General features: G+C 47.9%; 17 protein-coding genes. 13 read left to right on the forward strand and 4 right to left on the reverse strand.

The window, feature by feature from the left end:
* Positions 1 to 8: 8 nt before the first annotated feature.
* Genes LBCZ_RS05715 through LBCZ_RS05725 form a run of 3 tightly spaced genes read left to right on the forward strand, consistent with a single transcriptional unit; the run spans position 9 to position 4,995 of the window.
* Entirely contained in the window at positions 9 to 1,028 is a 1,020-nt protein-coding gene (locus tag LBCZ_RS05715; RefSeq protein ID WP_039638930.1) for a hypothetical protein, read from the forward strand.
* Positions 1,025 to 4,147 (forward strand): SbcC/MukB-like Walker B domain-containing protein, encoded by a 3,123-nt coding sequence (locus tag LBCZ_RS05720; protein ID WP_039638932.1) that lies wholly within the window; start codon positions 1,025 to 1,027, stop codon positions 4,145 to 4,147. Before LBCZ_RS05715 ends, LBCZ_RS05720 begins: the two co-directional genes overlap by 4 nt.
* 35 nt (positions 4,148 to 4,182) lie before the next feature.
* Positions 4,183 to 4,995, forward strand: coding sequence for a DUF2399 domain-containing protein (locus LBCZ_RS05725; protein ID WP_025012595.1), 813 nt, complete (start codon positions 4,183 to 4,185; stop codon positions 4,993 to 4,995).
* Between the two features lie 323 nt (positions 4,996 to 5,318).
* On the opposite strand, the gene LBCZ_RS05730 is transcribed toward LBCZ_RS05725, so the two are convergent.
* On the reverse strand, positions 5,319 to 6,371 hold the full coding sequence (locus LBCZ_RS05730; RefSeq protein WP_041084718.1) for an IS30 family transposase: 1,053 nt from the start codon (positions 6,369 to 6,371) through the stop codon (positions 5,319 to 5,321).
* A 95-nt stretch (positions 6,372 to 6,466) separates the two neighbouring features.
* Between LBCZ_RS05730 and LBCZ_RS05735 the strand changes: the two genes are divergently transcribed.
* The 5 genes from LBCZ_RS05735 (at position 6,467) to LBCZ_RS05755 (ending at position 12,965) form a co-directional block, all read left to right on the forward strand.
* On the forward strand, positions 6,467 to 6,976 hold the full coding sequence (locus LBCZ_RS05735; RefSeq protein WP_039638933.1) for a hypothetical protein: 510 nt from the start codon (positions 6,467 to 6,469) through the stop codon (positions 6,974 to 6,976).
* Between the two features lie 118 nt (positions 6,977 to 7,094).
* Complete coding sequence (locus tag LBCZ_RS05740; RefSeq protein ID WP_039638934.1) at positions 7,095 to 9,269, forward strand: Tex family protein; 2,175 nt, start codon at positions 7,095 to 7,097, stop codon at positions 9,267 to 9,269.
* A 314-nt stretch (positions 9,270 to 9,583) separates the two neighbouring features.
* Positions 9,584 to 10,333, forward strand: a complete 750-nt coding sequence (locus LBCZ_RS05745; protein WP_025013915.1) for a gamma-glutamyl-gamma-aminobutyrate hydrolase family protein — start codon at positions 9,584 to 9,586, stop codon at positions 10,331 to 10,333.
* Complete coding sequence (locus LBCZ_RS05750) at positions 10,326 to 11,630, forward strand: APC family permease (RefSeq protein WP_041084719.1); 1,305 nt, start codon at positions 10,326 to 10,328, stop codon at positions 11,628 to 11,630. Before LBCZ_RS05745 ends, LBCZ_RS05750 begins: the two co-directional genes overlap by 8 nt.
* 282 nt (positions 11,631 to 11,912) lie before the next feature.
* Positions 11,913 to 12,965, forward strand: a complete 1,053-nt coding sequence (locus LBCZ_RS05755) for an IS30 family transposase (protein ID WP_010620018.1) — start codon at positions 11,913 to 11,915, stop codon at positions 12,963 to 12,965.
* Between the two features lie 81 nt (positions 12,966 to 13,046).
* Here LBCZ_RS05755 and LBCZ_RS05760 read toward each other — a convergent pair whose 3' ends face one another.
* On the reverse strand, positions 13,047 to 13,523 hold the full coding sequence (locus LBCZ_RS05760) for a GNAT family N-acetyltransferase (RefSeq protein ID WP_032959127.1): 477 nt from the start codon (positions 13,521 to 13,523) through the stop codon (positions 13,047 to 13,049).
* Positions 13,524 to 13,634: 111 nt separating this feature from the next.
* Between LBCZ_RS05760 and LBCZ_RS05765 the strand changes: the two genes are divergently transcribed.
* From LBCZ_RS05765 to LBCZ_RS05775, 3 genes are all read left to right on the forward strand, one after another.
* Positions 13,635 to 13,955 (forward strand): helix-turn-helix transcriptional regulator, encoded by a 321-nt coding sequence (locus LBCZ_RS05765; RefSeq protein WP_025013878.1) that lies wholly within the window; start codon positions 13,635 to 13,637, stop codon positions 13,953 to 13,955.
* Between the two features lie 221 nt (positions 13,956 to 14,176).
* Entirely contained in the window at positions 14,177 to 14,545 is a 369-nt protein-coding gene (locus LBCZ_RS05770) for a PadR family transcriptional regulator (protein WP_025013879.1), read from the forward strand.
* Positions 14,517 to 15,356 (forward strand): DUF1129 domain-containing protein, encoded by an 840-nt coding sequence (locus tag LBCZ_RS05775; RefSeq protein ID WP_025013880.1) that lies wholly within the window; start codon positions 14,517 to 14,519, stop codon positions 15,354 to 15,356. Before LBCZ_RS05770 ends, LBCZ_RS05775 begins: the two co-directional genes overlap by 29 nt.
* Positions 15,357 to 15,502: 146 nt before the next feature.
* Here LBCZ_RS05775 and rpsD read toward each other — a convergent pair whose 3' ends face one another.
* Entirely contained in the window at positions 15,503 to 16,114 is a 612-nt protein-coding gene (rpsD, locus tag LBCZ_RS05780) for a 30S ribosomal protein S4 (protein WP_025013881.1), read from the reverse strand.
* Between the two features lie 175 nt (positions 16,115 to 16,289).
* The gene (locus LBCZ_RS05785) at positions 16,290 to 16,772 is read right to left on the reverse strand and encodes a GAF domain-containing protein (RefSeq protein WP_025013882.1); all 483 of its coding nucleotides are present in this window, start codon (positions 16,770 to 16,772) and stop codon (positions 16,290 to 16,292) included.
* Positions 16,773 to 16,948: 176 nt separating this feature from the next.
* Between LBCZ_RS05785 and ezrA the strand changes: the two genes are divergently transcribed.
* Positions 16,949 to 18,652 carry a septation ring formation regulator EzrA gene (ezrA, locus tag LBCZ_RS05790; protein ID WP_039638941.1) on the forward strand — a complete coding sequence of 568 codons (1,704 nt, stop codon included), beginning with the start codon at positions 16,949 to 16,951 and terminating at the stop codon, positions 18,650 to 18,652.
* A 310-nt stretch (positions 18,653 to 18,962) separates the two neighbouring features.
* Positions 18,963 to 20,120, forward strand: coding sequence for a cysteine desulfurase family protein (locus LBCZ_RS05795; RefSeq protein WP_025013198.1), 1,158 nt, complete (start codon positions 18,963 to 18,965; stop codon positions 20,118 to 20,120).
* The last annotated feature ends 13 nt before the right edge of the window (positions 20,121 to 20,133 follow it).

A 20,133-nucleotide genomic window follows, 5' to 3' on the forward strand; every position in this document is an offset into this window, starting at 1 on the left:
GGACACTTATGGCCAGAATTACCAAGTTAGACCAGCTTGTCATCAATGAACTGCTGGATCATGGCGTGTTTACCACAACGCCATTACCCGCTGCGACCCAAATCAGTCGCGCTGCCATTAGTGAACTCAAAAAGCCGTCCGTACAGCAACGGCTTAGTTACTATTTTAAAAATATGTTCGGTGCAACGCCGGAGAATTTTCAAGAAAATCTTTTCTTCATGATCGATAAGGAAGAACTTTCTTCAGAAGTCGTGCATGTGCTTTTGGCAACGGTTAAAACGATTATCAACGAGCCGGAATTACAGAGCAATTTGGAGGACCGCGCCATTCCCACGCAAAAAATCGTCCGTCAGGTGCACAGCGAAGTGACCGAGCTTGATGAACGCGAATTACTGCGCTGCATTGATGCACTGTTTGTGAAGCGGTTTGGGTTGTTCACACCGGATCGACTTGAGGAAGGGGCAGAAAATGTTCCTGCCGAAATCGATGATTGCTGGGAGATTCATCCCAACTTTAACGAATTTTCCCAAAATCTGGTCGACTATTTGACCAGTGAGCAAGCCGAGCCGGTTTTGAGCGATGTTCAAAAAGTCAATCGGGTGTTGTTGACGGAACAATTCATGAGTCCCAAAACTACGCCGCAACTTTGGCCTGTCCTTGTTGCCCATAAAGAAGCTATTGCGGAACAATGGACTCAAGGCGGGCGGTTCGTTTTGGAAGTCGGGGATCAGTATGCGCTATTGTTGGATCAACAGCGGCAGCCCAGCGTTGCCAAGCCTTACCTCGCTGCGTTAGTTGTCGCCCATCAACTGGGGTTGGGCGTGGCCGCCGATGACTTGACTGGCTTAATCAAAACCGTGACTGCCGAACTTTTTCCAGGCTTCACGATTCAACCAAGTCAGGTAAAGGCCGCCTTACTTGAAAATGACTTAATGCGTGCTAAGGACGATTATTGGGTGCCAACGCCGATTGTGGCGCGGTTTGCGGTGACGCAGGATGAAGAAAGCAAAGAAGGAGCTAAATCTTGACGCAACAATTAGTGCCAGTCAGTTATCATTTGCGTAATTTTAATAAGTACGCCAAGTTGGACATGCAAGCAGCTGAAAATGGCAATCTGACCTTGATCGGCGAAAATGCGGTCGGCAAAACAACGCTTGCCAACTGTTTCTTTCCAATGCTGATTGATGGTGCCATTACGACGCCATCGTTTAACCCGGCTAAGAACACGGAGAAGGTTTCGCAGAGTGCGAGTGTCCGCAATAGCAGTCGGGATACGCGGACTTTTGAATCAATGTTGCTCGGCTGGGGTCCGGGCGCCATGAAAGTGCGGACAGGTTATAGTTACGTTTTGATGCGCTCGGATCAGCGTCAAGTTATCTTAGGTCTTGGTGCGACGCGGGTGCAAGATGATCCGCGTAAGCCAACTTGGTGGTTTATTGTCATCGCGCCGAATCCCACTGGTGCGCTGGAGCTTCACACAACGGATGATGAAGGGAAAAGTCTCGATAAAAATCAATTCAAAGCTGCGAACGCCGCGTTGAGTGATCAACTGCATGTGTTTGATCGGCCGGAAGATTATCGAGAATTTGCGGCAACGCGGATTTATGGCTTCAGCGACGGCAAAGTACTAGGCCGTCTAGCAAATGCTTATCGTCTATTAGCCTCACCGACGTTGACTTCTGGCAATGAAAAGTTTGCACCGATTCTTGCGGCGTTAAAAGATGCCCAGGAAGGTATTGATGATATGGTGATTCGCCGGGTTGCTGATAGTCAGCGGCAGGTGAATACGTATCGTGGACTGTTAAAACGAATCAGCGAAGGCCAGCGGCGATTGAAGCAAATGAAGTCGCGGATCTTTTGGCATAACCTGAATCATCTTCAAGAGATTTTATTGGCACCGTATAGCCAGCGGTTTGCCCGAAATGCCGCCAACCAGGAAAAATTGACCCATACTCAGCAGGAAGTACAGGCTTATTCCGCACAACTGGCTGATTTAAATCAAGCGGTAACGGAGATAACGGAGCAGGTTGAGCAATTGCGTAACGAAAAAGCCGAGCAGGATCAGCTGATTAAGCGCCGGGCGCAATACGAACAACAGATTAAAACCAGCCAGGCCGAATTGGATCGTTATCGGGAGACACAGGAAAAAGTCGCAGCATTGCAGCAACAGCTGACAACTTTGACCATTAAACATGACCGAATTAAACAACAGCTGGCTGATCATATTCAAACCCATCTTTCCCCAATCAGAGTCAAATTGCTTGCCTTGACCAGCACTTTGAACAACTTTTCCCAGGTGATGCAGGCTGATGATTGGCAGGATATTGAAGCGGAGTTGGGCCATTACATTCATCAAGTTTCATCGGCAAAGGTTCAGTACGATGGACTTGAGGAGACGATCAACCGCCTTAGCGCCGATGTCGGTATTACCAAGCAGATGCAAGCGAAAATGGGAAGCGCCATTGATACACGAGTGCAGGGTTTTGGTAGCGGCCGGGTTCATGATGGCCTGCAGGAAGATAACCGTAGCATTCATGAAGCCGGCGCGGCACAAATGAACACGCAATATCAGCCTTTGCGTGACCAACAGTCAGCGATTCTGAAAAAACAGCCGGATTTGACTGTGATTTTGAAAGATCCAACTATTTTGTCCCAGTTGAAGGATCTGCGTAAACAGCTCAAACCACTGGTGCAGACTTTGCTTCGCATACAATCGCTGTTAACTACTAATGAAAGCGAGCAAAAAGCCCAGCAAAGCAACCTTGATACTTGGTTAGACTTCTTTGATCCCGACTTTGACGAGGACGAGTTGGCGCAAATCATCGCGCGGCTGAAGGCCGAAAAAACGGCATTGAAAATTGATCCGGAATTACCGAAACGTTTGGCCGCGGCAGCTACCAAGCAAAGAAAGTTAACCCAACAGTTGCAAAGCGTGGAAACCGAAATCGCCACCAGACAAGGTGTCATCAATACTTTGACTGGTACGATTAAAGCAGACACGACGCATTTAGCCAAAGAGTCGGCAGATGCTGCAGGGAAACTTAAAACGTTGATGCCCTATTTTCCAGAGGACGTTCACCTGACTGACATTGACGGGTTGTTGGCGTTTGCCACAAGTAATCGCGCTAAAATTCGCAGCAGCAGTTATGCCGATATCAGTGATCAGATTGGTCGCCTGATTCACCGCCATGACGGTCACGGAGAGGATCAAAATGCGCTTGATGCACTTTTTGCCGATCGCGGATTTCCTGCTGAAGCCAGTGCGATGCGCCAACAGCGTTCAGTCGCAGACAATGACTTGACCGTGGTGGCGTTTGACGTTAACAAAGCATTGAAACTTTTAGATGATGATCATGCTGCGGTGGAGAAAGCCTTGGCTGAGGAACAAAGCGGCAATGACATGGCTTATACGACATTTGTCCAGGCGGCAACGGCTGCCATCAGTGCACAGTACAATGTCATCACGACTTACAACCAGATTCTTGCGGCTGGGGCCGGTCATCAACACATCAAATTGAAAGTCCGCTTGACGCCGATCAAGGGGATCGCACCAGAAGCCATCGAAGAAGCCTGTGATCCGCAGCGGCAACAACGACCGCACCTTAAAGCGTTGGTGACACAGCGCCTTGACCAACTTGCCAATGACACCGAGGTTTCGAATGACGATGAGGCGTTCTTTGCTGCTGCGCGAGACTTACTTGACACGCGCGAATGGTCTGATTTTGAGGTATTGATTCGGCGGCGTCAAAGCGGTGAAAACGATTTTGAAGTAGTGGACGATAAATTTGTCCAGTCCGGCGGTTCAGGCGCGGAAAAGGCGCAGGCGATGGTGTTACCACTCTTGCTGGTGCCGAAAATGGTTTTGCAACGGTCGAATCGTGCCGATGCACCGCATTTGGTCATGTTTGACGAGTTTGCCGATAAACTCGATCCGGAAACAGCTAAGTCTTTTGCCAAAACGATTGTTAATTTTGGCTTCAGCTTTATTGCCACCATGCCAAGCGGAGCGCAAAACAAGCTTTTGGCAGACGGCGTCGACAACATTGTGTGGGACGTCATGGCCTCACCGCAGCAAGGCGACGGCCGCTTCCATTTAAATCGCGTTCAGCAGAACTTTATTTGGAAAAAGGATGCCGATAATGATTGAGTCATGGATTAGTTAGGTGAGAGGGGATAGCAAGGATGAGTCGTTACAGCGATGCTTTTGAGAGTCAGACAGGCCAAGTGGCACCGGAAAAAGCTGCACAACTAGATCGAGTGTTTGATCAAATTGCGCGCGGGAAAGCCTTGCCGCCTCGCGGACAACAGGCAGTCACGCTGGGATTAACCGCTCATACGTTGAACGATCCGCACGAAGATCCGCCGCTTTTTGCCTATTATCGCTGGGTCATGACTCATTGTTTTCAGTACGGCCAAGTCAATGAACTGACGGCGCGCCTCATCGGAATGGCGTTTACCTCGGCTAATATTTTTGCGACCGACCTGCCTCAGCCGCTGACATTGAATCCCTGGCAGCTCAAACCAATGCTCGACTTTCCGTTGAAAAACACGCAGGCGGTGGTGATCGAAAACAATGGCGTCTTCGCGTTGCTGCATCAGGAACATCCGGACTGGCCATTAATTTTGCAATCCGGCAATGACTTCAATGATGTTTACGTTCAGCTTATTCAACGCCTCGAAGACCGCGGCATGTGTTATGCCTATCTAGGCGATCTCGACAGTAAAGGCGTTCAAATGGCCGATCAATTTGCGCGATTGCTAAAACAGACCGCTGCAAAAGACGTGGCGGCTTTACAGACACCTAAAGATGTTCGCATCTGGCTGGCCGATATGGGGAAAAAAGATCCACATCGTACTAGGAAATTAAAGGTCGTGACGCCTGTCTATCAGGCCGAGATGACAACGATCACGCTATTTGGGAAGTTTATTGAGCAAGAGCAGCTGATGGGGATTTATGAGGAGCGGATTGGGCAGTGGCTGAAGACTAAGAATTAGAATTTTCTCTCAAAAATAATAATCTTTGCAGATAATCGGTTCAGGTAATATAGAAGGTGACACTGTGTCACTCCCTATATTGTCTGAACCAATTTTTTTGCCTTCAGGGTTAGCAGAAATGGCGCTTTTGGCAAAATCTATTATTAACAGAAAAGCTGACAAATGATGGTCGGTTAAAATTGGGGGAGGAGCATATGACTAGAAAAAAACTTAAAAAATTAGGCTCTGATGAACGCTCGTAAATTGCAAGAACAAGTTAGCCAGTCGTTGAGGACAATCCCAGAACAGGCCGTTATCAAATAGAAGTTGTGGCGCTAGAGAGACTACTGGGCCATGCGGCGAACGCGCCGAGCTTCGGCCTCAAAGTTTTGCTGGGGTGTGCAGTAGCCCTGTTGTTTGCGAGGCAACTGATTCAAGCGGTCTTGCGTGGCCTGCACTTGACTAGGGCTAATGTCATCTAGGGACATGCCCTTAGGGAAGTCCTGGCGGATCATCCGGTTATGTGCCTCGTTGGTGCCACGGTCGCAGGACGTGTAAGGATGGGCGTAGAAGATCTCAGTTTCCGTCCCAGCAAAAGCAGTATTTAAGGCGGTGAACTCGGGTCCGTTGTCGGCTGTGATGGTCTTGATGCAAGCTCCCCATTCGCGCTTGATTCCACGCAATGCATAGCTCACAGAGTCTGCATCTCGTCCTTCGATCAAGCGGAGAAGTTGGCAACGGGTCTTGCGCTCAATCAGAGTCAAGATGACGCTCTTCTTGCCATTGCGTTTACCGACAATGGTATCCATCTCCCAGTGACCGAACTGCCTGCGTCGTTCAACGACCTTAGGCCGTTCCTCGATACTGCGGCCAGCCAGGCGCTTAGCCTTGGTGTGGTGCTGGTGAGAGGTCTTCCGCTTAGTCTTCTCCAACAGGTCGATATTTCGAATCTCTAGGCGTTGGTCGTCAATGTACTGGTACAAAGTCGAGGCACAAACAAGCTCTTCAGGAGTAAACAGCTTGTGTCGCTTGGCATAGCCGATTGAAGCATCCGGCGACCATTTGTCCTGCTTAGCTCGCTGTACGTACCAGGCTAAGAAGACCTGTACGCTGGCGAACTTGTCAGGACGATGGCAGCTCAAGCGTGCAGTCTCGTAACGAGCCTGAGCAGCCTCTGGCAGGTATTGTCGATGGTAGACGCGCTTGCCATTACTCTTCTTGACCTGATCTACTGTACCTCGCTTGATTTCATTATTAATGGTCTGCGGGCAGACGCCAATTTCAGCAGCAATCCAACGATTGGACTTCCCAGCTTGGCGGAATCCGGCCACTTTTCCGCGCTCGAGTGATGTTAAGTGCTGACCTTTTTGGCGGTGTGTGCTATCCTGTTTCTGCATCAAGACAATATCCTCTTCCATTGTTTGTGTAGGAACTTCAATGATACAGGATATCTGTTCTTGATGTTTTTTATTGTCCAAAAAATTTTGAGACAGTGGCTAACTTGATTCTAAAATGCGCGTCTGATGAACGCTTCACGTTTCAGGCAACTTATGCCGGCATTGGGATGAAGCGGACGATGCGCGGGAAAATCAACACGCGCTTTTTGCCAACAATCTTGTTTGAACACGTTATGCTTGACGATCAAGAGGTCACGGATCATCTTTGGCTCAATTATACGAAACAGTTTGCCGAATTGGGACTTTTAACCAAAGGCGAGATTATTCAATTCAATGCGCGCGTGCATCGGTATAAAAAGGGCTATGCAGCGGTTAAGGTTATTGACTACGGCTTGCAACGACCGACCAAAGTATCGATTATCGAGAGCTTGACCGACAATCGCGCTAAATTACCGCCGTTACCAGATGAGAAGAATGCCTTAATCGGGCTTATTATGAAAACCAATAAGGACACTTACCTCAAAAGCGGGCGTGGATTTGATCAGTGGTATGTCGATGAATATGACGCGTGGCTGCGGACCGAAAGCAACTCGACCAAGTACTGATCTTTTGCCGAAAATCAGTCAAAGTACGAATCCTTAAAAGAAAAACATCCGCAATTTTGGTAATATGGTACTTATTAAGTCAACAAGAAGCCAAGTAGAAATTGTGAGGAACGTTAAATTGATTGAAGAACAAACTGTCCAGTTAATGCAACAGAGTTTAACCGACATCACCCATCACCAGATCAGCGCCGTTTTGAACCTGATGCAAGAAGGCAATACGGTGCCGTTTATTGCCCGTTATCGAAAGGAAATGACCGGCAGCCTCGACGAAGTGCAAATTCAGGCGATTGAGGAAGCGTACAAGCATGTGACGGCCTTGCAGGATCGCAAAGAGGCGGTGATCAAAAGCATTGCCGAGCAGGGAAAACTGACGCCTGAACTGGAGCGGCAGATTCACGCCAGCACGAAGCTTCAAGACGTCGAGGATATCTACTTACCATACAAGCAGAAGCGGCAGACCAAGGCAACCATTGCTAAGGAGCGCGGGCTTGAACCGTTTGCGCGCTGGCTGCTGTCGTTTCCCACTGGCAGTTTGAATGACGAAGCGCAGAAATATGTTAATCCTGATAAAGAGATTACGTCAGTGCAGGATGTTTTGGACGGAGCACACGAAATTCTGGCAGAAACGTTCAGCGAGATTGCGGCCATTCGTAACTGGGTGCGCAATTTTACGATGCGAACCGGAATTATTCGCACCACGGTTAAAACCAAAGGCAAGGAACTAGACGAAAAAGGCGTTTATCAGCAGTTTTATGATTTTGAAGAAACCATCAAAAAAATGACTCCGACCCGAACCCTGGCCATTAACCGCGGCGAAAAAGAAAAAATTCTGACAGTCAAGGTGCAAGTCGATCCGGCTTCGGTTATGCAATATTTTCACTTTAAAATCATCGACAATCGTCCTGACAGCGAAGCAACGGCATTCATTGAAGACGCCTATCAGGATGCTTATAAGCGGTTTGTCGGCCCGGCTATTGAGCGGGAAGTGCGCGGCACGTTAACGGTTGATGCTGAAGAAAAGTCGATTAAAGTATTCGGCCAGAACCTGTACAACTTGCTGATGCAGGCGCCGATTAAGGGCAAGGTTGTTCTTGGCTTTGACCCTGCCTATCGTACCGGTTGTAAGTTGGCGGTGGTTGATGAGAATGGCAAGTTTCTCGATAAAGCGGTCATCTATCCGCACAAACCGGCGCCGGAAAAGAAGCGCGAGGCAGCCGCGCCTGAGTTGATTGCGTTACTTGAAAAGTACCAGGTAACCATGATCGCCATTGGTAATGGAACGGCGAGCCGTGAATCCGAACAGTTTGTTTCAAAAACGCTCAAGCAGATTAAGCGCGATATTTACTATGTGATCGTGAATGAAGCCGGGGCATCGGTTTATTCTGCCAGTCAGGAGGCGCGTGATGAATTTCCTGATTTGCAGGTTGAACAGCGTAGCGCGATCAGCATTGCCCGCCGGCTTCAGGATCCGCTTGCCGAACTGGTGAAAATTGATCCCGAGTCAATCGGTGTTGGCCAGTATCAACATGATTTACCGAGTAAAGAGCTGGCTAATGAAGTAGATGCAGTCGTTGAACGCGCAGTTAACCGAGTTGGTGTGAACCTGAATACCGCTAGTTACCAGCTGTTGACGCGTATTTCCGGTTTATCAAAAACAATCGCGCTCAATATTGTGCACTACCGGGATGAAAACGGTCGCTATAACAGTCGCACTGAGCTGAAGAAAGTACCGCGCTTGGGGCCGAAATCGTTTGAACAATCTGTCGGGTTTTTGCGGATCATTGGCGGTAAGCAGCCACTGGACAACACCGACATTCACCCAGAAAGTTATCCTGTTGCCAAAAAGATCTTAGCCGCAGCGGGTTTATCCGAATCAGACCTTGGCGATCAACAAGCGGTTGCCAAAGTCAGCAACGTTGACTTAGCACCATTCGTTAATGAAGGCGTCGGTGCCGAAACACTTAAAGATATTGTCGCCAGCTTGCAGAATCCGGGCCGAGATTTGCGGGACAACATGGCGGCACCGATTTTACGCAAAGATGTCTTAACCATGGCGGATCTGAAGCCGGGGATGAAGCTGGAGGGAACCGTGCGCAATGTTGTTGATTTTGGCGCTTTTGTCGACATTGGGGTGAAACACGACGGCTTGGTCCATGTCTCCAAAATGGCCCGTAGATTCGTTCGCGATCCGAAAACCGTTGTGGCTATTGGCGATATTGTGGAAGTTTGGATCGAATCGGTGGACTTGGCTCGGGAACGCATTCAGTTATCAATGGTCGGCCCTGAGAAATAATCAATCATGATGGACAGCTTTTAGTATTTGTAAATTAGACAAGTTAGATGAACGGATTGTCATCCCTGAGAATGGAGATGACAATCCGTTTTTTCGTAGCTAACCAAAAAAATTGGCTAAACATAACCCGACTTTGAAATGAATGCACATTTGGCCGATTTTGTAGAACTAGAAGGATACCGGCACAGAAAAGGTCTGTTATTTTATACAGTACAAGTCAAAAAGAATTTTCTGCCTTATATTAAATTCTTGGTTGAAAATAATTATATAAAGATTAAAATACAAGAATATCTAAAATACAAGGAGCTGATAGAATGCGACCGATTATCGCACTTACAGGTGATTCAATGGTCGCGCCTTCGCCTGTCATTAATCTAAATTACGCAGACATGGCGCCCAATATGATTAAAAACGCCATTGTGAAAGTTGGCGGTGCGCCCTTGATTTTGCCTTATCCGGAAGATGATGCTGCTTCCGAAGCATTAGCACAACAGTATGTGGCTGTTTTCGACGGATTGGTTTTGCCAGGCGGACCGGATGTTGACCCGACGTTTTATCATGAAGAACCTATTCAAGCCATGGGACGCGCGATTTATCAAAAGGATCGGTTTGAAATTGCCTTGATCAAGGCGACTTTAAAAGCACAGAAACCGATTTTTGCCATTTGTCGTGGTATTCAAATTTTAAATGTGGCATTAGACGGAACGCTGTATCAAGACTTGCCGAGTCAAAATCCTGAAGCCACGATTCGCCATTCACAAGCCGCGCCGGGACAGTGGCCAACGCATCATGTTGCGATTACGCCCGGTTCGCATTTAGCGTCATTGATGGGCACGAGCAGCTATGTGAATTCCCGTCACCATCAAGCGGTCAAAGAGGTCGCGCCGGATTTGAAGGTAACCGCGCAGGCTCCTGATGGCGTGGTTGAAGCAGTGGAAAGCAAAGATTCTGATTTGATTCTCGGGGTTCAGTGGCACCCGGAGAACATGTGGCCGAGTTTTCCTGACCAATTACCATTATTTAGCGACATTGTGAAACGTGCAGGAGGTGAGGCTCATGAATAATAGCATCGTGAAAAAAGAGCAAATGGGCTACTGGAGTATGATTTTACTTGGCATCAATGGCATCATTGGTTCCGGCATTTTTCTTTTACCAAATCAGGCAGCCAAATTAATGGGTTCTGCCAGCATTTTCGTGTTGTTGTTTGATGCATTGCTCGTGATTACGATTGCGCTTTGTTTTGCGCAGGCAGCTACTTATTTTGATCGGGATGGCGGCCCATACTTATATGCTAAAGATGCGTTTGGCGATTTTGTCGGCTTTGAAGTTGGCTTTGTGACTTGGGCGATTCGCATTATTGCCGAAGCCACGATGGCAGTTGCCTTTACCACCGCCTTGGTCGGCACGTTTCCGTCACTGAACCAACCCGTGATTAAAGACGCGGTTATTTCGGTCATGGTCATCGGGCTAGCCCTGATGAACATTGCTGGGGTTCGGGTTTCGACCGTCGTCAACAATATTATTAGTGTTTCCAAATTGGTCCCGCTGGTGTTATTCGTTGCGATTGGCATTTTCTTTATTAAAGGCAGCAACTTCACGCCATTATTCCCCGGCGGCAGTTACAAATCCGGCAGCTTCGGCCAAGCCGCAGTTGTTATGTTTTACGCGTTCACCGGATTTGAAGGCCTCGTGGTTGCGGCAGGTGACATGAAAAATGCCAAGCGTAACCTGCCTAAAGCAGTGGCCACGGTCATGACAGTGGTGGCACTCTTTTATATTCTGATTCAGGTTGTCAGCACGGGCATTTTAGGCAGTGCCTTGGCGAACACCGACACACCGATTCAAACGGCCTTTGCCAAAGTGGCAGGTGGCTTCGGTAATGCTCTAGTTGCGGCTGGGACATTGCTATCAACTGGCGGGCTGTTGGTCGCCAGCTCCTTCATCACCCCACGGTCCGGTGTGGCACTTGCGGAAAACCACATGATGCCGCAACTGCTGGCCAAACGTAATCGCGTGAACTCGCCATACGTTGCCATCATTGTCTCCGCTACTATCACCCTGATCATTGCCTACTCCGGCACATTTGGCTACTTAGCTCAAATCAGCGCGGTCTCGCGATTTGCCCAATACATCCCAACTTGTTTGGCCGTCATCGTGTTTGCCCATACCAAAACCAAAGACAAAAGCAGCACCTTCCATTTGCCTTTAGGTCCGGTTATTCCGGCAGTGGCGATCTTGGTTAGCCTGTGGTTGCTAGTTCAGGTACAGGTCAGCCAGCTTGTCATTGGCCTAGGCGCGCTCGTGATCGCGGTGCCATTTTATTTCTTGACGTATACGTACCGGGAGCATGGTAAGGCGTGAGTTTAAAAGAATTGTCTAACAAAGCCAGCTTGACTTGGGAGAGTCGGGCTGGCTTTGTTAGTGCTATCTTCACGGTTAAAAGTTGACGTTGCGGGCAGGGGATAATGACAACCGCTTCTGTTGGTTAATTTTAATGGCGAGTTTTTGTAAAAAATACGATCGCGCATTTTAGAATCAAGTTAGCCACTGTCTCAAAATTTTTTGGACAATAAAAAACATCAAGAACAGATATCCTGTATCATTGAAGTTCCTACCCAAACAATGGAAGAGGATATTGTCTTGATGCAGAAACAGGATAGCACACACCGCCAAAAAGGTCAGCACTTAACATCACTCGAGCGCGGAAAAGTGGCCGGATTCCGCCAAGCTGGGAAGTCCAATCGTTGGATTGCTGCTGAAATTGGCGTCTGCCCGCAGACCATTAATAATGAAATCAAGCGAGGTACAGTAGATCAGGTCAAGAAGAGTAATGGCAAGCGCGTCTACCATCGACAATACCTGCCAGAGGCTGCTCAGGCACGTTACGAGACTGCACGCTTGAGCTGCCATCGTCCTGACAAGTTCGCCAGCGTACAGGTCTTCTTAGCCTGGTACGTACAGCGAGCTAAGCAGGACAAATGGTCGCCGGATGCTTCAATCGGCTATGCCAAGCGACACAAGCTGTTTACTCCTGAAGAGCTTGTTTGTGCCTCGACTTTGTACCAGTACATTGACGACCAACGCCTAGAGATTCGAAATATCGACCTGTTGGAGAAGACTAAGCGGAAGACCTCTCACCAGCACCACACCAAGGCTAAGCGCCTGGCTGGCCGCAGTATCGAGGAACGGCCTAAGGTCGTTGAACGACGCAGGCAGTTCGGTCACTGGGAGATGGATACCATTGTCGGTAAACGCAATGGCAAGGAGAGCGTCATCTTGACTCTGATTGAGCGCAAGACCCGTTGCCAACTTCTCCGCTTGATCGAAGGACGAGATGCAGACTCTGTGAGCTATGCATTGCGTGGAATCAAGCGCGAATGGGGAGCTTGCATCAAGACCATCACAGCCGACAACGGACCCGAGTTCACCGCCTTAAATACTGCTTTTGCTGGGACGGAAACTGAGATCTTCTACGCCCATCCTTACACGTCCTGCGACCGTGGCACCAACGAGGCACATAACCGGATGATCCGCCAGGACTTCCCTAAGGGCATGTCCCTAGATGACATTAGCCCTAGTCAAGTGCAGGCCACGCAAGACCGCTTGAATCAGTTGCCTCGCAAACAACAGGGCTACTGCACACCCCAGCAAAACTTTGAGGCCGAAGCTCGGCGCGTTCGCCGCATGGCCCAGTAGTCTCTCTAGCGCCACAACTTCTATTTGATAACGGCCTGTTCTGGGATTGTCCTCAACGACTGGCTAACTTGTTCTTGCAATTTACGTAAAAAATACGATATGCATACCCGGTAAAATCTGCACGTAACGATCAGCATCTTGAATGTACCCCATTTTTTGATATAAATGGGTAAGTTTCGGTTCTTCAGCGATTGTGTCTAAATGCCACCTGTGGACGGTTGGATACAACTGTTCAATTTGTTCTAGCATCAGTTGAGCATAACCATGACCCTGGTATTTAGGCAGTATTAACAGAGGTGAAATTCGTGCGTCATTACCGGTGCTGGATGTGATAACACGAATCATCTCCAGTCGCTGTTTTTCCTTCTCAAAGAAGTAAAATTTGCTGAACGGTTGCAGCCATTTTTTGTTTAATGATTCTAGCCTTTCTAAATAAGGATCTGTCTCATCATCGTGATATTTTTTGTACATTGGTAGAAAAGCGTCGCGATACATAGCTTGAAGTTCAAGAAGATCTTTCTTTGTTACTAGAGTGAAATGGAAATTAGCTGTATTCATGCTTGCGCCTCTTTTTTTGGCATGACAGATCGCCGAAAGCTTGTTTAATCAAAAAAGATGTCGAATTAGTTTATCACTTGTCAACGTGATTGCAAGGGAGGAAGGCGACGGATGGGCAAAGACTTGCACGAATTTACGATGGAACATACAGTTGATCTCGATGATTATTTTACCAAAATAGTGAAGGATTCTTCTTTCAGGCAAACTTACGCCCCGGAAAAGAATAAGATGGCAAGCGCACTGGCTTTGTTGGAAGCCCGTGAAGAAGCAGGTCTGACTCAAGCCAAACTAGCGGAGAAATCTGGCGTTCCCAAGACAACGATTGTCCGGATCGAGAACGGAAGCAATACCACGATTGAAACGTTGACAAAACTTGCCAATGCTTTGGGTCGACCACTGACATTGAGGATTGACCCAATGTCTGCACTTTAATCCTAAAATACCCGAGACCATGCCCGGTTTTCGGGTACTTTTTAAAGTAAGGCTCTTGTGAACACAATATTGCCAGAAAGCCAGCTTGACTTGGAAGAGTCGGGCTGGCTTTTTGCGGACATTGTGTTTTTAGGCATTATGTATTGCATGTTAGGCCGACCTAGCGTATATTATGTGCAGGAACTAGATGGCATTACCTACTAGCAGAGAAAGGAAAAAAGATGGCCCAGGATTTGCACACACAAATGCTCAAAGGCATCTTACAAGGTTGCGTCTTGATCATACTAAGCCGTGGAGAATACTATGGCTATACTTTAAGCCAAGAACTGGAAAAGTATGGCTTTGCCGAAATTTCCAAAGGCACCATTTACCCACTGCTCATGGCTTTGGAGAAAAAGGGGCTGATCACCAGCCGGTTACGTTCATCACCGGACGGTCCCCCGCGTAAGTATTATCAAGTTACTTCGGACGGTATGGTTGCGCGTCACGATTTTATCCAGCAATGGCACCAATTATCACAGCATGTTACCCAATTATTAGCCGCAGAGGAGGGCATGAGCCATGACGACCAAGGAAAACCAGCTCATTGAGGAAAATAATAAGCTACGGTCGCAACTGACACCGACAAATAAGAAGTATTACGAAGATTTATTGCTATATATGCGGACAAAATCGGTATTAAAAGACAGCAAGACCATTGAGCAGGAATTGCTGACTATTTTGACAGATATCTTGGCGGCACAGAAAGATGGCATAGAAGCTGTTGATTATTTTGGCAAACAACCACAAGAAACTGCCGATGACATTTTAGCTGAAGTTCCGATTGGCTGGTTCAATTCGTTTAAAATGATCGCTTATGTCCTGATTGGCTATTTTTTGATCACAACCATTCCCAATTTAATGGTTGCAAATCAGCCTTGGGATATTGGAGATGACCTCATAGTTGGCGTCTATTTTACCTTTGTGGCCATTGCGATTGTTAAGTATGTCGGACACACAACCTATAAGAATAGTCAGCAATGGGGCAAGTTAAGGATTTTTTCCCTTTGGCTGGCATGCAGTGTGCTTGTTGCGCCAGGCTTTATCTTACCAATTTTCGTTAAAACACCGTGGCAACTTGATTTGTCGGGAATCAGCGGCATGGTGTTGATTGGCATTTTGGTGATCGTACTGGGGTTGGTTTATTGGCGGCAAGACGATAAAACAATGTGGCTGCCATTTGTGCCATTTATTGCGATCATGGCGGCGATTGGCATAGCCACACGCATCCCAGCATGGCAACCTTTTCTGCTCAAAAGCACACCAGGACGGATCGGGTTGGCGGCATTCATGATACTAGGGTTGATCATCTTTGGTGTATTAACTTGGTTCGCCGCCCGTAAAACAAAGACGGATGACTGAAATCGATCAACGTTATGACCATAAAACGGAAAAGACCAAATCAGGATTTTGAGAATTCCTGATTTGGTCTTTTTAATTTTTGAAGTGTTCGATGCGATTAAAAAACAACCAACTCACAGAATAAGTTGGTTGCAACATTTGAAGTATTAAAGTTTCTGGTTATAGTATTCAACAACCAGTGATTCGTCAACTTCTGGTTCGAGTTCGCCACGTTCTGGTAAGCGAACGAGGGAGCCTTCCTTCTTGTTGTCGTCAAAGGTGACGTAAGCCGGACGGGAAACGGTGTTCTCGATGGCGTCATTGACGATGGCGAGGTTTTGTGAGCGTTCGCGAAGACCGATCACTTGACCAGGCTGTACTTCGTAGGAAGGAATATCAACGCGCTTGCCATCAACGGTGATGTGACCGTGGTTAACAAGTTGGCGTGCTTGCGGACGGCTGGAAGCCAGACCTAAGCGGAAAACCACGTTGTCCAAGCGGGTTTCGAGCAGGATTATGAAGTTATCACCATGGGTACCTTCTTTGATCTTGCCGGCGCGCAGGAACAGGTTCTGGAATTGACGTTCGTTTAAGCCGTACATCCAACGTAGCTTTTGCTTTTCACGCAATTGCTGACCGTATTCGGAGATCTTCCGACGGTTGTTGGCACCATGATCACCAGGTGCATAAGGACGACGAGCTAATTCTTTACCAGTGCCGGAAAGGGACAAGCCGAGACGACGGCTTTGCTTCCAGCGAGGACCAGTATAACGAGACATATAGATATTCCTCCAAGTTTTTATTTGGAGTAAAATAACGAATTGCGGCTTTAGCACACGGGCAGTCCTGCAAGGGTTCACCTTTGCAGCCGCGGTTACTACTGTCACCGGCTTAACGCCGAGGCAGGACTGGAGCCGACCATGCCGGCCGCTGCTGCATTATTTTACACGCGAGCTAGTATACCGTGTTTAACGCGGCAGTGTCAAGGTGTGCGGCCAGTGTCTGCCCGAATTGCGTCAGGATCTTTTCGTCTTCTTCGCTAAACCGATCGAATTTTGGCGAATCGATGTCCATGATGGCAACTGTTTTACCGTCAACATTGATAGGAACCACGATTTCGGCATTGCTGGCGGAATCGCAAGCAATGTGGCCGGCAAATTCGTGAACGTTCGCAACGCGGATGACAGATTGTTGCTGGAAGCTGGTGCCGACAACGCCTTTGCCTGGCTGAATGTGCATGCAGGCAACTTTGCCTTGGAAGGGTCCAAGGTCGAGTTGACCGGTTTTGGTATTAAAAAGGTAGAAACCTGCCCAGTTGAGGTCGGTCATGCTATCGTTTAGCAACGCGCTGGCATTAGCGAGTGCGGTAATAGGGTTGGTTTCGCCTGTGAGTAAGCCATCGAGTTGGTCGATAATGATGGGATCGAGAGTCGTCATTTGATCAGTCCTTTTAGGAATTTATGAAAAGCGGCATATAGGCCTTTTAACTGAAGGCTTTTTTTGCGATACTTGTAGCTAGGATATTCTCGTATTTTGACACTTAACGGCATTTTAGCTGTGAAGCGGGCGAAATGCAATCAGAAAAGATAATCGGTAAAGCAGAGGGTGTAGGGATGATCTGGTTCTTTATTATCGTCGTGATTATAATTGTGGCCGCTGGCGGTGTCTGGTGGCTGCAGCATTATTTTCAGACTCGCATCAAGAACTTAGACGAAAAGGTCGAGGCGATTGATATTGGTGCGCTTTCGAGTCAAATCCGCAGCATTGAGCAACTGAAGCTGACCGGCGACAGCCTTGCGACGTTTGGCAAATGGGAGCGGGCTTTTGATCAATTAAACGATCATGACTTGGCAGATCTCCAGAAAATTTTGCTTGATTTGGAAGATCAGGTCAGACGATTCCGGTTTGATCACGCCTCTAAGATTGCAAAAGTGTTGGAAGGCAAAATCGAAACGGCCCGCCACCAATATGAACTGATTAGTGATGCCTTGCAGGATATTCGGCATGATGAAGCAGATAATCGGAGCAAAATGTTGCGGCTGCGGGATGATTATCAGGTTTCCCGCAAGACCATCCTTGCCAAAAGTTTTGTTTTCGGCGATGCCCAGCCGGCGTTGGAACAACGGCTGCAACAACTCGCCCAGTTATTCCAAAAAATCGACCAGATCAACAACGATGGCGATCACCAAACAGCCAAGGCAGAGATTAAGCAGTTGGCTGAACAAATGGTCGAGTTAAAAAAGCAGGTCAAAGAATTGCCACCGCTGGTCAATGAACAGGTCAATGAGTTCCCTGGTCAGATTAACGAGATTCAACATGGCTATCGGCAATTAACCACCGCTCATTATGTCTTCACGGATGATATCCCAGGCATGGTGGCGGACGTCGAAGCGAAAATGAAAGACGCGAATGCCACATTGAAGTCGATTGACGTGGCTGCGACTGCCGCGGCCAATGCCGAAATCGAAGCCGAGATCGACAAGATGTATGCGATTATGGAAAAGGAAATGCAAGCCAAGAAGCGGGTTGACGCGGCTACCCCTGACTTGCGGCGTTTCATTGACCATGCGTTGCGTCAGAATCGCGAGCTACAAACCGAGCTGGAGCATCTGGATCAAAGTTATACCCTGAATCATCATGAAATCAAAACGGCCAAAAATCTAAAAATGCAACTCGACACGATTGATGCCAATTATACGAAAGACACTGATGCCATCGAGGCCGGCAAAGCGGTTTATTCTGATGTGATTGGCAGGTTTGATGCGGCTAAAGAACAATTAACCGAAATTGAAAAGCACCAGGTTCAAATTAATCAAGATGTGGCCGGTTTGAAGAAAGGCGAGATTGTTGCCAATAAGCAGGCAGAAAACTTTGAGCTTGATATGCGCAATATCAAACATGAAATTGTTCGCCACCACTTGCCGGGACTGCCGCAGGATTATGTAGATCAGGTGAAGCATGTCACCTCGGAAATCGAACAGCTGAATCACGATTTGAATCAAGTTAAAATCGATATGGATGCGATTGCGAAGTTCTTGATTAAAATTGCCAACGATATTGAGGATTTGAAGAAGGCAACCAGTGCGTTGATAGATGCTGCCGGTCTGACTGAAGAATTGATGCAGTATGCTAACCGCTACAAGACAACGGTTAAGCCGGTGGCCGATGCCGTGAAGCATGCCACGGAACTTTATTTGCATTTTGATTATCAGCAGGCTGCGGATACACTTGCCACGGCGCTGGAACAGACCGAGCAGGGGAGTTATCAGAAGGTTGAAGATGCTTATCTTGCACGGAAGAAAGCTTCATTATATTAGAGTTATTGGGAAGCCAGTCTGATTGGGCTGGCTTTTGTTTTGGCGTGAGTGTTTTGGTGCGTTGGCGTGGGAAAAACGTGCTCACCAGCCCAGAAACCACCTTGGACTGCTATAGTTCTCCGATACAAACGCGCTCACAGTCGCAGAAATCTCCACATAAGGGCCTCAAGCCTAAATGGCTGGGCTTTGGCCATTTAGGCCTGAGGTCCTTATGTGGAGATTTCTAATCGCTCCTGTTCGCGCTCTCTTGAAACTTACTAACTTTTTGTCTATAATTCAACCCAGTCTAAATAACGGAAGGAGCCGGCTGATGATTTATTTTGATAATAGTGCGACGACTAAGATTTCGCCTGATGCATTGGCGACTTACAATAAGGTCAGCACGGATTTTTTTGGTAATCCGAGTAGTTTGCATGCGCTGGGGACGAAGGCTGATGAGGTTTTGCAGAGTTCACGGGCGCAGATTGCCAAGTTGATTGGGGCTAAGCCGGATGAAATTTATTTTACCAGCGGCGGCACGGAAGGCGATAACTGGGTGATTAAGGGAACGGCCATGGCGAAGCGTGAGTTTGGCCGGCATTTAATCACGACCAGTATCGAGCACCCAGCTGTGATGAATAGCATGAAACAACTTGAAAAGTTGGGTTTTGAAGTCACGTACCTGCCGGTTGATCACCGCGGCTTTATTCATATCGATGATTTGAAGGCTGCGATTCGAAAGGATACGATTCTGGTTTCAATCATGGCCGTGAACAATGAGATTGGCAGTATGCAGCCGATTGTTCAGGCCGCACGGGTTTTGGACGCTTATCCCAATATTCATTTTCACGTCGATGCGGTTCAGGCGGTTGGTAAGGGCTTGGATGCGGCTTTGCAGGATCCTCGGATTGATTTTCTCAGTTTTTCCGGGCACAAATTCCATGCGCCGCGCGGTACCGGGTTTATCTATGCTAAGGAAGGCCGCATGATCGATCCATTGCTGACTGGTGGTGGCCAGGAGCGTGATTGGCGTTCAGGAACCGAAAATGTCCCGGCAATTGCGGCGATGGCAAAGTCGTTGCGGTTGTTGTTAGCAAACGAAGACGACAATGTTGCCCAGCAACAGGCGGTTCGCAAACGTATTTATGATCATGTTAGCCAAAAGCCTAAAGTGACAATGTTTAGTCAGTTGACGCCGGATTTTGCACCGCATGTTCTGTGTTTTGCTATTGCCGGGGTGCGCGGCGAAACGATTGTCCATGCATTTGAAGATCATGCGATTTATATTTCGACAACTAGCGCCTGCTCAAGCAAAAAAGGCACAGAAAGCAGTACGCTGGCGGCGATGCATACTGATCCGAAAATTGCGACGTCGGCGATTCGGGTTAGCCTTGATGAAGCCAATACGCTAGCCGAGGCTGATGCGTTTAATGACGCATTTGACCAGATTTATGCGAAGTTTGCCAAACTTGATAAGGCGACTGTCTAACTGAAAGGATTTT

The organism is Lacticaseibacillus casei DSM 20011 = JCM 1134 = ATCC 393, from assembly GCF_000829055.1.
Lineage (GTDB): Bacteria > Bacillota > Bacilli > Lactobacillales > Lactobacillaceae > Lacticaseibacillus > Lacticaseibacillus casei.